This is a genomic window from Algisphaera agarilytica, from assembly GCF_014207595.1.
Taxonomy (GTDB): Bacteria; Planctomycetota; Phycisphaerae; order Phycisphaerales; family Phycisphaeraceae; genus Algisphaera; species Algisphaera agarilytica.
This window is the reverse complement of sequence record NZ_JACHGY010000001.1, coordinates 2150228-2165256: the sequence shown is the minus strand read 5'-3', so window position 1 is coordinate 2165256 and position 15029 is coordinate 2150228. Positions and strand designations below refer to the sequence as shown.

Sequence of the window (15029 nt, the reverse complement as noted above, 5' to 3'; positions counted from 1 at the left end):
CTCTTATCTCTCCCGTGCCTATGCGACTAGAGCCTACCCCGATCCCCGGCGTCCACGTGGTCGAACTCGAGCCGATCGCCGATGAGCGCGGCGCGTTCGCCCGGACGTTCTGCTGGGACACGTTCGCCCAGGCGGGGATCACGTTCGACGCGGTTCAATGCAACACATCGCTGAACACAAAGAAGCACACCCTCCGCGGCATGCACTACCAGCAAGCCCCGCACGGCGAGCCCAAGCTCGTCCGCGTCACCCAAGGCCGGGTGTTCGACGTCGCGGTGGACCTCCGGCCCGACTCGCCGACGCACCGCCAGTGGTTCGGCCTCGAGCTCTCGGCCGACAACCACCAGAGCCTGTACATCCCCGACGGCTGTGCCCACGGGTTCATCACCCTCGAAGACGACTGCGAGGTCTTCTACATGATGGGCGCCCCCTACGTCGCCGACGCGGCGCGGGGTGTGCGATACGATGACCCGGCCTTCGGCATCGACTGGCCCGCCGCCCCCGCCGTGATCGGCGACCGCGACGCCCACTACCCCGACTACACCCCCTGACCCCGCCAAGGAACGCCCCGTGAAAGACGACCGCCAGGAATTCGAAGCCAAGAAACGGCAAGACGCCAACCGCATGAGCCAGGACCCCGCCGTCCGCGACGCGGCCAACACGCTCTACGCCAAGGCTTACGAATACGACTACACCTACATGTGGTCGTGGATGGGCGTGCCGATCATCCAGTCGCCCGACGACATCTGTGCGATGCAGGAAATCATCTGGGAAACCAAGCCCCAAGTCATCGTCGAGACCGGCGTCGCCCGCGGCGGGTCGATCCTCTTCTCCGCCGCGATGCTCCAACTCCTGGGCGAAGGCAAAGTCATCGGCGTCGACATCGAGATCCGCCCGCACAACCGTGAATCGATCGAGACCCACCCGCTGGCCCACCGCGTCGAACTCATCGAAGCCGACGCCGTGGCTGACGCGACATTGGAGCAAGTCCGGCAATCCATCGGCGACGCCGAGCGGGTCATGGTCGTGCTCGACTCCAACCACACCCACGACCACGTACTCGCCGAGCTCCGCGCCTACGCCCCGCTGGTCTCGCCAAGCCAATCGCTGATCGTTGCCGACACGGCCGTCGAACTCGACATCACGCCCACCGAGCGTGATCGCCCCTGGGGCGTCGGCGACAACCCGATGACCGCGATGCGGCAGTACCTCACCGAGACCGATGACTTCGTCTCGGAGAAATTCATCAACGAGAAGCTGCTGCTCACCTCCAACCCCGACGGCTACCTCCGCCGTAAACCCAGCGCATGACCCGGCGGGCTCTCGTCACCGGCGCGACCGGCTTCATCGGCCAGCACCTCCTGCCGAGGCTGGCCGAGGGGTTTGATGAGGTGCATGCGATCGCGCGGGCCTTGCCAGCGACGGACGAATCGGCGGGTGTGCATTGGCATCCGCACGATCTCATGCAGGATGACCCGGCCGGGTTGATGCAACAAGCCAAGCCGACACATCTCATCCACCTCGCGTGGATCACCACCCCCGGCGAGTACTGGACCTCGCCGAGCAATACCGAATGGCTCGAACGCAGCAAGGCGTTGTTCGATGCGTTTCTTGCTGCGGGCGGCCAGCGTGTCGTGGGGCTGGGGACGTGTGCGGAATACGACTGGTCGGCGGGCGTTTGCGAGGAACACACCACACCGATCGCGCCCGCTTCCATCTACGGACAATCGAAGGTGGAACTTCACGCGTACCTCACCAGCCTGCCGATCACCTCGGCGTGGGCACGGGTGTTCTGGCCCTACGGCCCCGGCGAACCCGAGGCGAAACTCACCAGCTACGTCGCCCGCCGTCTGCTTGCGGGCGAGCCCGCCCAGTGCAGCGCGGGGACGCAGCAGCGTGATTTCATTTACGTCGGCGATGCGGCCGAGGCGTTGAGCCAACTGCTGGCGTCGGACGTGACCGGGCCGGTGAATATCGGGACGGGTCAGGCCGTGGCCGTCCGCGAGATCGCCGAAACGATTGGCCAGATCGTCGGCCGACCCGAACTACTTCAATTCGCGGCCCAAACCACCGGCAGCGACGACTTCCCCCGGGTCGTGGCGGACGCCAAGCGTCTTCAAGAAGAAGTCGGCTTCACGCCGCGTTTTGATCTCCGGGCGGGTTTGTCCAAAGCGATCGATGAATGGCGGTCATCGGACTGATGGCCCGCCGCGTTGCTCGGGTTCGCCGCCGCCGATAGGGTACATGACCCATGCCGAAATTCTGCATCGTGATCCCGACCCGCAACCGCTGCAAGCTGCTGCCCAATTCGGTGCTCAGCGCCGTCCAGCAGCAGCACGACGACTTCTCCGTGGTCATCTCGAACAACTCGTCGGAAGACGAGACCGCCGCAGTTGGCAAGGCCCTCGCCGAAGAACACGAGCGGGTGAGCTACGTCGAGACCGACGAAGTCCTGGCGATGCCCGACAGCTGGGAGTTTGCGATCAACCAGGCGGACGGCGAGTACGCGATCATCCTTTGCGACGACGACGCACTCAACCCCCGGCTGCTGTCCCGCCTGGACGCCGAGATCCAGAACACCGGCCGGCCGCTGATCACTTGGCAGCGCTACGCCTACTGCTACCCCAACTGGCTGGAGTCGGAATACCGCAACACGCTGACCTACCGCCCGCCGAGCAACACCGCGATCCGCCGTGAGACCAAGTCGGAGCTGCGCGGCTGGTTCGACACCTCGGCCTACCAGAAGCACTCGCCGATGCTGTTCAGCGCGGTGTGCCGGCAGGACCTGATCAAAGAAATCCAGGCCGAGGCGGGACGTTTCTTCATCGGTCCCGCACCCGACGTCGGGTCGAGCGTCATGCTGCTCTCCAAGCTTGAAGACTTCCTGTTTATCGACGAAGCGCTCGCCCTCGCCGGAGCAAGCCCGCAGAGCATCGGCGCCAGCCAGAGCCTGGGCACGACCGAAGCGAGCGCCGCGTTCGAAGCCGAGTTCAAGGGCGACATCTACCAGCAGCTGCCGTTCAAGATGAACATGGTCAACACGACCGTAGCCGACACGCTGCTGAATGCCAAGTCGCTGTGTCCCGAGACGTTTGCCGACTACGAATTGAACTGGCGGGCGTTTTACCGCGGCTGCTACCTGGCGCTTCTCGACATGAAAGGCCGGGGCTTCCCGGTGGATGACCGCTTGGAAGAAGTCACCGCACTGGCCTCGGAGTACCCCGGGCTGAAACGCGAGTTGGGGATCATGGCCGCCAAGCGCCAACTCAAGAACAGCGAGCGGGCGGTGAAAATGAAGCTGCGCAGCCTCCTGCCCGGCACCGCCCCCAAGGGCCGACGCCAGATGATCTTCGGCGACGACGCGGGCTTCTCGAATATCCTCGAGTGCGCCTCGCAACTCGACCGGCTGGTTAAATACCCCGGCGCGGCTCTGAGCTAACCCCTACCCCCCGATTCTGGAACCGAAAACGCATGGGCAAACCCCTCAAAGTCCTCGCTCGGCACCTGCTCTACCGCGGCAAGCCCAACCTGCAATCGCTCGACGACCCGTACCCCACGATCGCCAAGCTGCTGCGCGATATCGACATCAAGCACATCGTCGACGCCGGGGCCAGCGACGGCCGGATCGCCAAGCGCTTCGGCAAGCGGTTCACCACGGCCCAGCTGCACATGTTCGAGCCGAACCCGGACTACGCCCCCGCTCTGGCCGAGCTGCACGCCGAGCAGCCGCGCTACCACCACTACCCGGTGGTGCTGTCGGACACGCCCGGCGAGAAGACGTTCTACGTCACCGCCGACCCGGGATCGTCGTCGCTGTATCAGACCAACGACGCGATGAAGAAGGCCTACCCCGAGCAGGCGGCGCACAAGGCGCAGATGACCGTGCCCGCGACAACGCTGGACCAGTGGGCCGACGACAACAACATCGACGGCGTGCAGTTCATCAAGATGGACATCCAGGGCGGCGAGGCCGACATGATGCGTGGCGCGTCACGGCTGCTCGACGAATCGGTCGTGGCGATCTACACCGAGGTCTTCTTCCAGAACTTCTACGAGGGCGGCGCGACGTACAGCGACATCGACCTGGTCCTGCGCGAGCACGGCTTCGGCCTCTACAGCCTGTACAAACCCCGCCACGACGAAAACGAACGCGTGCTGTTTGCGGACGCGGTCTTTGTGAACCCCAAACGCTTGGGCTGGTAAACCACCGTCAATCAAAAGCACAAAGCCTCGGACACCGGCCCGAGGCTTTGTGCGAGTAGGAGTTGAGAGAAGTCGTCACACGGCCCGCAAGATGCCGGCCGAGGGGTAGTCCTGTCCCAGCGCGAGCTTGGCGTCCATCTTCATCCAGTCCTGCAGCAGGTCGGTGTATAGGCTGCGGAAGTCGGTGTTGAAAACGAGGTCGCCTTTTTCGAGTTCGGTCAGCGACGGGTGCGTGCCGAGGATGCCGGGGTTGACGTGTTCGCCGAAGACGAAGGACGGGCCGGCACAGCCGTGGTCGGTACCCGCCGAGGCGTTCTGCCGCACGCGTCGGCCGAATTCGCTGAAGGCGAGGCTGACGACGCGCGAGCGGTTGCCGGTGGCTTCGAGCTCGTCGTAGAACGCCTTCATCGCCTTGGCGAACTGGTCCATCAGGCGTTGGTGGTTGTTGAGCTGGTTGGCGTGGGTGTCGAAGCCGCCGAGGGCGACGTAGTACACCCGCGTCGGCAACTCGGCGCGGATCATCTTGGCGACCATCTCGAGCTGGCGCCCAAGGCTGTTGCCGCCGGGCCACTTGGTCTTGCTCTTGGCCCACGTGGCCTTGCGGACCTTGTCCGAGGCGACCTGGGCGTCCATCGAGGTGCGGTTGATGAAAGCCAGCGGGTCTTCGCTGCCGGAGTCGACGGCGGTGTCGTGGACCTGGTCGTAGGTTTCGCTGACCTGCTTGTCGAGGTCACGGCCGGCCCAGCGGAAGAGCTGGGCGTTTTCGAAGCTCACGGGGCGTGAGGTCTTGCCGAGGGTCGCGAGCGGCGCACTCTTGCCGATGTTGAGGCAATCGAGGCCCGTGGGTTGTTCGAGGCTGTCGAGTGCCGTGCCGATCCAACCGCGCCCGCCCTGCCCCGCGGCCGAGGCGTCGGCGGTGTGCCAGATGTCCATCGACGAGAAGTGCGAGCGGTTCGGGTTCGGATAGCCCACACCCTGAACGGCACAAGCGAGGCCGCCCTGCATCATCTCCTGGATCGGGGCGAGCGAGGGATGCAGGCCCAGGCCATCAACGCCGTCGACCTTCAGGACCTGGTCGGCCTTGATGCCCAGCGTGGGGCGCGACTTGTAGTAGATGTCCTGGCCGTAGGGGATCACGGTGTTGAGCCCGTCGTTACCGCCCGAGAGCTGCACCACGACCAACACCCGATCGTCAGGAACGCCGGGCTTGCTCGAAAGACGCATCGTGGTGTCTGCCGCAAGAGCGTCGCCGGCACGCATCAGGAACGCGGGCACCGTCGTCGCCGCGGAGACCAGGCCCAGGCCGTGGCCCAGGAATCGGCGACGCGTGAAGCCCGACTCGGTCAGGCCGGGGGTGTCGCAACTCTGGGGGTGGTAATGATCACACATGGGGCTTCCTTCGGACGCGGTAGAAGTGATGAGTAAACAGTGAACAGGGATGAGTTTCAAGGCCCAAACGATCGGTGACAAGGACTCGTGGCAGCGATATTCCTCATCGCAGCTCAATCGTCACTCATCACGGCTTCGCGTCAGCAAAGCTGGTACTCCGGCATCGCGGTGATCAGGCAGGCCAAGGCCACCAGCGTTTCGTTGGTCATCTGATCGCCGTCTTCACGGGAAGCGACAAACTGATGGGCCGGTGCACGGCGGGCCGCGGGCGTATGCGGACCAACGAGGTGATCGATCATGAAATCGGTCACCGACTTGGGGGATTTGTCATCCGTCTGGGCCAGCCAGGACTGCGGGTCGTAGCCGATGTTGAGGTTCTTCTTCTTGGTTTTCTTCGCGGGGTGCTTGTTGCTGACGAGATATGTCGTCAGGTTCTGCCGGACGAACAAGGTCGAGGTGTTGATCCACGACCGTCCGCCGTCCCAGCCGTCAACCGTCGGCGGCTCGAAGAGCACCTGCCCCATCGCGCCCATGCCTTTCTCGATCAGGCTGCGGTCCCGCGTGGGCAGGCCGAGGTTCCGCATCGTGCCGACGGTCAGTTGCGTGGGGTCTTTGATCTTCTTGCCGACGATGTCCGCGCTGTGGAAGTGCTGGCTCTTGAACAGCTTGGCCAAGACGGGCTTGATCTCGAAGTTGTTCTTCTCGAGTTCCGCCGCGATCTGATCGATGACCTTGCGGTTCTCGGCGGGGACGTTTTCATACACGTCGCCGACGTCCGCGACAAACGCGTCGTAGAGCTTGGCCGCGACAAACTTCGAGCAGCTGTCCTGGCGAAGCAGGATGTCCACGAAGTCATCGCCGTCGAACGTGCCCTGCTTGCCGAGGATGGTTTTCTCGGTGGCATCGTGTTGGCCCTGGCGGAAGATGAAGTCGTTGTCGTCGATGTGGTAGCCGGTGAGGGCGCGGGCCCCGGCCTTGATGTCTTCTTCGGTGTAGTGGCCGACGCCCAGCGTGAAGAGTTCCATCAATTCGCGGGCCAGGTTTTCGTTGGGCTTGCGTTTGTTGTTCTGGTTGTTGTTCAGATACTTGAGCATCGCCGGGTCGCGCACGATGCCCCGGGCGAGGTCGGTGAAGTTGCCGTTGGCGTTGTCGCGCAGCATCTGGTGCTGCTGGTACATGAGGTAGGTGTCGCGGACGCTGCGCCAGCTGCTGGCGAAGTGGCCGTGCCAGAACAGGGTCAGGCGGTCCTCGGCCGGGCGGGGCGTCGCGACCATCCGGTCGAACCACCACCGCCGCAACTCGTTCATCATCTTCTGGTCGGCCTGGCGGGCTTGCAGATTAAACCGCCGCTGCTCATCAAGAACGTCCTGATTCCCCTCCCGCCGGGCGGTTTGATACCGCTTTCGTTCGTCCTGGGTCAGCTTCCGCATGACGTCCGGGTCGAGCTCGACACCCGGCAGGTGCGAGACGTCGATCTGGGCGTAATCGACCAGATGATCGACCGCCTTGTCTAACCCAAGCGCTTGCAGTTCACGGACTTGAGACGGGGTTCCGCCGTAACCGACCCGGTTGAGAAGGTGCCAGGCCGAAGCCTGATCGAACTGCTCCGCCGGGATCACCGAGATCGAGGTAGTCATCGCCATGGGGTTTTAACGCCTAGGGTGAGGTTCTATTGCCATCTTGCCCGAACGGGCAAAAGAAAAAACGATCGCCAGCCTCTACGGACCGCCAAACCGCCTCGTTACCACTCAATCGGCGACAAACGGCTCGACGTCCATCAAACATCGGCCATTGTAGAGCCCCAAGGCAAAAACCAAACCCTCTTTTCGCACACACTTCCCCAGCTTTACACCGCCAGGCCCGGCCCGTGGGTGTCCGCCGAGGCGGGCGCCGAGCCCATCGTGACCGGAAGCAGGATCGTAAAAGTCGTGCCCACGTCGCGCGTCGACTCCACCTTGATCGTCCCGCCGTGCTCGTCCACGACTTTCTTGGTCACCACCAGGCCCAGGCCGGTGCCGCGCAGGCCCTTGGTCGAGTGGAAAGGCTCGAACAGCGTGCGTTTGGTTGACGGGCTCATGCCCTCGCCGTTGTCCGCCACCGACACCACCACGCGGTCGGCCGAGGCGTCGAACTCGCACCGCAGCGTCACGATGCCTTCCTCCGGCTCGACCGCGTCGAGCGCGTTGCTCAGCAGGTTCAGCACCGCCTGGTGGATCGCCCCACCATCGATCGGCACGGGCGGCATATCCGGCGCGAAGTCCTGGATGAGCGCGACTTTCTTGTTCTCGTACTGCTTGCTCACCAGCGCCGCGACCTCTTCGAGCAGCGGCACGAGGTTTTCCATCTCGATCTCAGGCCGACGCTGCTTGGAGTAGGCCAGCATGTTCATGGTCAGCTCGTAGATGCGCTCGAGGTTCCGCGAGACGATCTCCCAGCCGGAGTTGACCACGCCCATGTTCTGCTTGCGCAGGCCCAGCTCGACCACGTCCGCCCCGCCGCGCATGCCCTGGAGGATGTTCTTGATCGAGTGCGACAGCGACGCCACGGTTTGGCCGACACCCGCGAGGCGTTCGCTGCGCAGCCGTTCTTCAACGAGGCGCAGGTTGGCCAGCGCCAAACCGGTCTGCACGCCGATGGCGGTCAGCAGGGTCAGCTGGTCTTCTGTGTAGGTGTAGTTGGCGATCTTCGAGTCGACCTGGATCACGCCGTAGATCCGATCCTTGTATTTGATTGGAACGCACATCGCCGAGCGGATCCCGTAGCCCTGCACGCTGTCGCCCGCAGCGAAACGCTCGTCGCTCATCGCGTTGCTCGACAGCACGCCCACCTGTTTCTGCATGACGTACTGCACGATCGTCCGGCTGATCGTGATCGGCTTGCCCTTGTCGCGCAGCTCGGGCAGCAGGTTACGCCCGCCGTCGTGTCGACGCCGCACCACCATGGGTTCGGGCGGGTCGCCGATCTTCTCCGTCACCAGAATGAAGCCTCGGTCGGCATCGAAGTAGTTAAACACCACCTCCATCACCTTCTCGTACAGCTCCTGCTTGTCCGTGATCGTGCCGATCAGGTTGACCAGCTCGTAGATGATGCTCAGCTGAAACTCGGCCGACTGCTTCGGGTCGGGCGAGCTCATGATCATCGAGTCGTCGTTACTCGCGACGGTGTGCTCGACGTTGACATCGATTTCTTTCCGCCCCGCCAGGCGGATGCCGCCGAGCTTTCGGCGTTGCGCCCCCTCGGGGTCTTCGCCAAAGATCAGCAGCGACGTGCCCGCACGGATCTGGTCGCCGGGGTGCAGCAGGCGGGCCTCGGTCACGCGCACGCCGTTGACGAACGTGCCGTTGCTCGAGCCCAGGTCACGCAGGATCCAACGCCCCCCGTCCGGGGTCATCTCGGCGTGGCGGCGGGAGATGGTCTGGTCCTTGAGCGGCAACGCCTCGGACGATCGCCCGATCTGCTGCGGCTCGTGGTCCGGCAGCTCGAAGCGACGCCCCTTGTCCGGGCCCTGGATGACAGTGAGTACGAGCAAAGCGTGTGGCCTTTCTTACTGCCTTGGATTTTAGCTCGGATGGTTCGGATGGGATCGGATTCAAGACCGGATCAATCCAATTCTGGCCTTGGATCAAATCCGAATCAATCCGAACCATCCGAGCAAATTGCCTTAGCTATTCCCTAACCGCTCTTTCCATGACGCGAGCTGCGCCTCGAAGCCGCTTACCCCCGCGTTACCGGCCGACTGGTAGCGTTTGACCACGTTCTCCGGGCCGAGCCAGTCGTAGACGTCTTCTTCGATTGCGTCGCAGACGCCTTTCATCTCGTCGAGGGTGAGCTTCTTGAGTTCGTGCCTATCGAGTTCACCCGCTAGGCGGACCAGCGCCCCAACGTGCTGGTGGCTGGTGCGGAAGGGCACGCCCTTGGTCACGAGGTACTCCGCCAAACTCGTCGCGTCGAGGTAGCCGCGGTTCAGGCCGGCCTTGATCCGCTCTTCGTTGAACGTGGTCGTCCGCACGATCGCCGCGGCCATATCCAGGCAGTCGCACACCGCGTCGTAGGCGGCGAAGACGTGGCGCTTGTCTTCCTGCAGGTCGCGGTTGTAGCCGATGGTGATGCCCTTGCACATGGTCAAGAGCGCCATGAGCGAGCCGTACACCTGCCCGGTCTTCCCGCGGATCAGCTCGAGCATGTCCGGGTTCTGCTTCTGCGGCATCATCGACGACCCGGTGGTGTACAGGTTGTCGAGCGTGATGAAACCGAACTCCGTCGTGGCGTAGATGATCCACTGCTCCGCCCAGCGGGAGAGCGCTGTTGAGATCATCGATAATCCCCAGACAAAGTCCAACGCCATATCGCGATTGGCTGTCCCTTCGATACTCGATTCTGAGTTTAAAGTTAATTGATCCCAGTAAGGACTACCCAATTCCTGACTCGAATGGCGACGATCGAGTGGCAGTGAAGAACCTGCAATAGCACCGCTTCCAAGTGGAAAGAAATCACGAAGCTGGTAAGGGGAACTAATACGATTAAATGCACGTTGCAGCATCAATGCCCACGCCATCAATTCACCACCGACAACGATAGGTTGCGCACGCTGAAGGTGTGTGTAAGAAGGCATTACGATGTGGCCGTATTTGTCAGCCAAGTCGACAAAAGCCGACATAATCGGCTCCCACCGCGATTGAATCCCAACATAACCATCGTATTCAAGCCACAACATCAAATCAGTTGCAACCTGATCGTTCCGACTACGTCCAGTGTGCAGCTTCCGCCCCGCGTCACCGGTCTTCTCGATCAGCGCGGCTTCGACGCACATGTGCACGTCTTCGAGCTCGACCTTCCAGCCGGGCCAGGCGTCGCCCTGCTCGTCGATCTCGGATTCGATCTCGCTCAGGCCGCGCTCGATCTCGGCAAGGTCGCCGTCGGTGATCAGGCCGACCTTCAGCAGCATCCGCGCGTGGGCGATGGATCCGGCGATGTCGTGTTTGTAGAGGCGTTTGTCGTAGTCCAGCGACGAGACAAACCGCGCCGCGAGCGGATCGCCCTCGCTGCCCGATGATTTAGCGTGTTCCCAGGGTTTTTGACTCATAGGCGGTATCTTATCGAAATAGCTGCGACGCCACGCGTCGCTGTGGATGTGCCACGACGCGTGGCGTCGCAGCTATTGCGGCTTTCTGCTTATCGGGGAGTATCGATGCCTTGCTACCTCTTCACTTGGCACACCTACGGGTCGTGGATGCCCGACCGACCGCGGGGCTATGTCCGGCGGGATCACGACGGGGTAATGCCTACGGACGAAACAGCGGCGGCCGCATACCGGGAGCGAATGAGCGGGGCCGCGGTGATTTGGAGCCCAGAGCAACAGGCTTTGATCCTCGAAACACTCCGAAACGCTACGGAGCCGTTGGCGTATCGGTTGCATGCGGTTGCGGTGGATCCGACCCACGTCCACGCCTTGCTCAGCTGGAACGATGATCGAGATTGGAAGGGGCTGCGATCCTCGGCCCGGCATTCCATGACGCGCAAACTCAACTCGACATTCGGGAAGCGTGATTGGATGTCGCGGGGTGGAAGCGGGAAACGAGTGAAGGATCAAGCGCATTTCGAGCGATTAGTCGCAGGGTATCTGCCTGGACACCACGCGCTATTCTGGAAAGAGGGGGACGATAAGTTATAGCTGCGACGCCACGCGTCGCTGAAGGGGGGGCTGCGACGCGTGGCGTCGCAGCTATTGGGACCATCAAACTCGACAGACTCAGAACGGCAGTTCGTCGTCGTAGTCGTCGTCCATGTCGACGCCGAAGGGGTTGTCGGCGTCGTCGCTGTAGGACTCGCCGTAGCTCTCGGCGTCTTCGGGGTCGAAGAGCGAGCGGTGGTGGACGCGGATGATCCGCTCCAGCGACTCGCCCATCAGCGGGCCCAGGGCCGAGACACGGTCCAGGTGTTCTTCAACAAACGGCTGATCCACATCGCGGAAGAGCACCAGCACGGCCAGGCATTCGTCGTCGTGCATGCAGGGCACGGCGAGTAGTTCCGAATCGCCGAGCATCCCGGCGTCCTGGCCGATCCAGCGTTCGATCGCCTCACGTTCGGTGAGGTGGATCATGTCCTGGTGGGCGGCGACGCGCGGGGCCAGGCTGTCGGCGAGCTGCTGGAGCAGCATGTCGGCCGACTCTTTGGTGCAGTCGTAGTTCACGTAACCGCCCAGCGAATATTCGTCCATGGTCGCGGGCAGGAAGATGGCCGCGTTGGCGGGGCCGAGCTTGGCCATCAGGTGTTCGAGGGTTTTACGGAGCAGCGCTTCGAGGTCGAGCTCGTCCTGAACAACGCTGTCGAACTCGGAGGTCTGCACCACATTCTGCATCTGGCAGGCGAGTTCCTGATACGCGGTAACCAGGTCGTTGCAGAGGATATCCACCTGCTTCGACACTTCTTCGCGGGCGGCGTTGAGTTTCTTGCACAGGCGACGCAGGCGTTCGACGCGCTGGACGTGGGCCTTGTCGCGGGTCTTGCGGTCGAGCGCCTCGGCGACACGGGTCGAGAGCTCTTCGAACTCGAGGCCGTCGACGATGTAGTCGTCCGCACCGGCACGCAGGGCCTGCTGGGCTTTGCTGAAGTCTTCGGTGACGCCGATCACGATCTTGGCGGTGGTGTGGCTCATCCGGGTGAGCTCGGCGGTCAGGTCGAAGCCCGAACCGTCGGGGAGTTGGGGGGCGATCACGGCCAGGTCGACGGAATGGTCGGCGAGGTACTTGCGGGCTTGGGTCAGCGTCGGGGCGTGCACCACGCTCATCGGACGGTGGGCCGTGCCGCAGGCTTCGAGGGCCTTGCGGCGTTCGGGGCTGGCCTCGACCAGCAGCACACGGCAGGTGCGGCGGCGGGCTTTGTTCTTCTTGGCGGTGGTGGGGGTCCGCTTGGCGGGCACGGGAAACTCCAGACTTCTTTCGACTCACCCTCGCTCCGCGGTCAACGGGACGACCTTTCGTCTCGCCGAGAGCCCCGCGGTCGGGCTTGCTCCAACGTGGTCATCGGGCAATCACTGAGGCGAATCGAGTGCGACCGACAAAGTTGCGACGGTTCCTTTGCCCAGCTCGCTGCGCAACCGGACCGACCCGCCGTGGGCCTGTGCGAGTTGCTGCGCACGGGGCAGGCCCATGCCTACCTGACGGCCCGCGGTTTTTGCCGAGAAAAACGGGTCCAACGCGTGATTCAGCGTGTGGTCGTCCATGCCCTCACCATCGTCCGTCACCTGGATGTGCAGCGTGCGTTGGGCCGCAACTTCGCTAACCGGCACAGACGGCTCCGACTCGGAGTTGACCGGTACGTCCGGATTACCGGGCGTGTCGAACGGCGGATCGATCACCACCTTCACCAACACCGCGGACTTGGGCTCGGCCTGCACCGCGTTGAACAAGAGCTCGGTCACCGCGCGGTCGATCTGCGCCGCGTCGATCTCGACCGCGGGGATGCCGGCGGGCACCTGGAGATCGATGCCGTACTTCGCCTTGCGTTTGGCGGCACCCTTGCGGACCTTTTCGACAACGTTCTTCAACACCGTGCCGAGGTCGGCGGGCTTGCGGTCGGCCATGGGCGGATCGGCAAACATGCGGAGGCACGAGATCAGGTCGCTGAGTCGGTGCGACTCGCGGAAGATCATCTGGGCGGACTTCTGGTGGTCGCTTCCCGGGTCGAGGGTCATGCTCATGAGCTGGCTGCGTCCGGAGATCACCGCCAACGGGTTGTTCATCTCGTGGGCAGCGCCGGCGGCCATCTCGCCGAGGCGGGCGAGTGATTCGGTGTGCAGCAGTTTTTCCTGCGTCGCAGCGAGTGCGGCGTTGGCCGAGGCGAGCTCTTCGCTGAGCCGACGCGCCCCGGCGTGCTGCGCGGCCGCGGCAATGGCGTTGCCCCAGGTCCCCGCCAACGGGCCGAGCACGCCCCAGCCCGGTAGTTTCTCTTTGTCGTGCAGCAGGATCGCCACGGTGCCCCAGCCGCAAGGCAGCGGCAGCATCTTGACGTCGCGCAGGTCTTCCGCGGCGATGAGGTAGTCGGCGATCCACGGCAGCACGCCCATCAGCTCGACGCCGATCGATCGCGACGCGTCGAGCGCCGCGATGTCGGGCGTGTGCGGCGGGGTATCGATGTAGCGGGCGTCGGCGGGTTCGCCGTGATTGTTGTACTGGCTGATGAGCCAGTAGCCATCGGGGCGGGGCGCGGCGTCGGGGTCGCTCACGTCGTGGTGACGCGTGGGGTAGATCACGGCGTAGAAGCCGTCGCCCATGAGTTGTTGTGACGACTTCACGACCGCATCGATGGCGTCTTGCACCGAACGGGCCGGGGCGGCCGAGGCGTTGAATGTGCTAAGCACATCCAGCACTTTTGCCTGCCCCGCCGCGACGCGGGAGCGGCGCTCGAGCGCATCGTTGGCTTTGCCCAGCGCGGCGTTGGCGCGTTGGATCGATTCGAGGGCGAGCTCGTGCGACGGGTCGTCGTGGATGCCCAGGGCCTGGCCACGGTCTTCGAGTTTCGGGAACAGGTCCGCGGTGGCTTCGTGGATCTTGTCGAGAGACAGGTCCAGCTGCTCGGCGAGGGCTTCGACCTGTCCCGGGGTGTGGTTGCCCGAGTAGCCGACGTGGCGACCGCGGACGACGGCGTCGGCGAGCTTGACCAGGCCGATCATCCGGCGGTGCTCGACGTGGGGCAGTGTTTCGTAGGGCGAGCCGTGCAGCCAGATGCTGTCTTGCAGGCGCAGCGGCAGGTTCCACTGCTCGGCGAGGCGTTTGCCGGCGGTGTGGTGGTCCAGGCCGACGATCTTGCGCTCGACCTCGGCGATGTCGCTGCGGTGCAGGTCCGCCAACTCGACCACACGGCCGTAGCTACGCGGCAGCACGTGGTCGAGCGCCAGCTTGCCGATGTCGTGCAGCAGCCCGCAGACGAAGGCTTCCTCGGCGGGCAGGTCGGCGTCGCGGTGGGCTTTGGCGATCTGCTCGGCGGCGATGGCCACGGCCAGGCTGTGCAGCCACAGGCCCTTGCGGTCCAGCCGCGTCTTGGACGAACCTTCGGCGTCCTGCGCGAGACGGCCCCCGGCCATCGGCTGGTCCAGGTCGCCATCGATGTCGCCCCCGAAGACTTCGAGCACCTTCACGGAAAGCACGGCGTTGCGGATCGCGTTGAAACCCAGAAGCACCACCGCCCGGTCGATGGTCAACACGTCATTACGCACGCCTTTGTCGGCCGTCTTACAAAGCGACAAGACCTTCGCGGTCAGCGAAGGGTCGCTCTGGATCAGGCTGGTGACTTCTTTGGCGTTGGAGTCGTCATCGGCGGTCAACGACAACAGCTTCGTCGCCACCGCGGGGAGCGTGGGCAACGTCTCGATCTGCCGCAGGATGAGTTCGATGCGGCGCGGCTTGGAGAGTTCGTGAGAAACCATGTCTTGCTACGCC

The 15029-nt window shown here is 63.7% G+C and carries 11 protein-coding genes; 5 read left to right on the top strand and 6 right to left on the bottom strand.

Going from position 1 to position 15029, the window contains the following annotated elements; all coding sequences use genetic code 11:
- Window positions 1–20: 20 nt before the first annotated feature.
- Genes rfbC through HNQ40_RS09240 form a run of 5 tightly spaced genes read left to right on the top strand, consistent with a single transcriptional unit; the run spans window position 21 to window position 4203 of the window.
- The gene (gene rfbC, locus HNQ40_RS09260) at window positions 21–551 is read left to right on the top strand and encodes a dTDP-4-dehydrorhamnose 3,5-epimerase (protein ID WP_184677558.1); all 531 of its coding nucleotides are present in this window, start codon (window positions 21–23) and stop codon (window positions 549–551) included.
- A 19-nt stretch (window positions 552–570) separates the two neighbouring features.
- Window positions 571–1311, top strand: a complete 741-nt coding sequence (locus HNQ40_RS09255) for a cephalosporin hydroxylase family protein (protein ID WP_221435452.1) — start codon at window positions 571–573, stop codon at window positions 1309–1311.
- Window positions 1308–2201 (top strand): NAD-dependent epimerase/dehydratase family protein, encoded by an 894-nt coding sequence (locus HNQ40_RS09250; protein WP_184677557.1) that lies wholly within the window; start codon window positions 1308–1310, stop codon window positions 2199–2201. The genes HNQ40_RS09255 and HNQ40_RS09250 overlap by 4 nt, the downstream gene beginning before the upstream one ends.
- 50 nt (window positions 2202–2251) lie before the next feature.
- Complete coding sequence (locus HNQ40_RS09245; RefSeq protein WP_184677556.1) at window positions 2252–3439, top strand: glycosyltransferase family 2 protein; 1188 nt, start codon at window positions 2252–2254, stop codon at window positions 3437–3439.
- Window positions 3440–3471: 32 nt separating this feature from the next.
- A complete protein-coding gene (locus HNQ40_RS09240) occupies window positions 3472–4203 on the top strand; it encodes an FkbM family methyltransferase (protein ID WP_184677555.1) in 732 nt (243 codons plus the stop codon).
- Between the two features lie 75 nt (window positions 4204–4278).
- Here HNQ40_RS09240 and HNQ40_RS09235 read toward each other — a convergent pair whose 3' ends face one another.
- From HNQ40_RS09235 to HNQ40_RS09210, 6 genes are all read right to left on the bottom strand, one after another.
- Window positions 4279–5592, bottom strand: a complete 1314-nt coding sequence (locus HNQ40_RS09235) for a DUF1501 domain-containing protein (RefSeq protein ID WP_184677554.1) — start codon at window positions 5590–5592, stop codon at window positions 4279–4281.
- Window positions 5593–5732: 140 nt separating this feature from the next.
- On the bottom strand, window positions 5733–7229 hold the full coding sequence (locus tag HNQ40_RS09230; protein ID WP_184677553.1) for a DUF1800 domain-containing protein: 1497 nt from the start codon (window positions 7227–7229) through the stop codon (window positions 5733–5735).
- Window positions 7230–7438: 209 nt separating this feature from the next.
- On the bottom strand, window positions 7439–9121 hold the full coding sequence (locus HNQ40_RS09225) for an ATP-binding protein (protein ID WP_184677552.1): 1683 nt from the start codon (window positions 9119–9121) through the stop codon (window positions 7439–7441).
- 132 nt (window positions 9122–9253) lie between these two features.
- The gene (gene argH / locus HNQ40_RS09220; protein WP_184677551.1) at window positions 9254–10675 is read right to left on the bottom strand and encodes an argininosuccinate lyase; all 1422 of its coding nucleotides are present in this window, start codon (window positions 10673–10675) and stop codon (window positions 9254–9256) included.
- A 666-nt stretch (window positions 10676–11341) separates the two neighbouring features.
- Complete coding sequence (locus tag HNQ40_RS09215) at window positions 11342–12511, bottom strand: response regulator (protein ID WP_184677550.1); 1170 nt, start codon at window positions 12509–12511, stop codon at window positions 11342–11344.
- A gap of 111 nt (window positions 12512–12622) precedes the next feature.
- On the bottom strand, window positions 12623–15016 hold the full coding sequence (locus tag HNQ40_RS09210; RefSeq protein ID WP_184677549.1) for an HDOD domain-containing protein: 2394 nt from the start codon (window positions 15014–15016) through the stop codon (window positions 12623–12625).
- Between the last annotated feature and the right edge of the window lie 13 nt (window positions 15017–15029).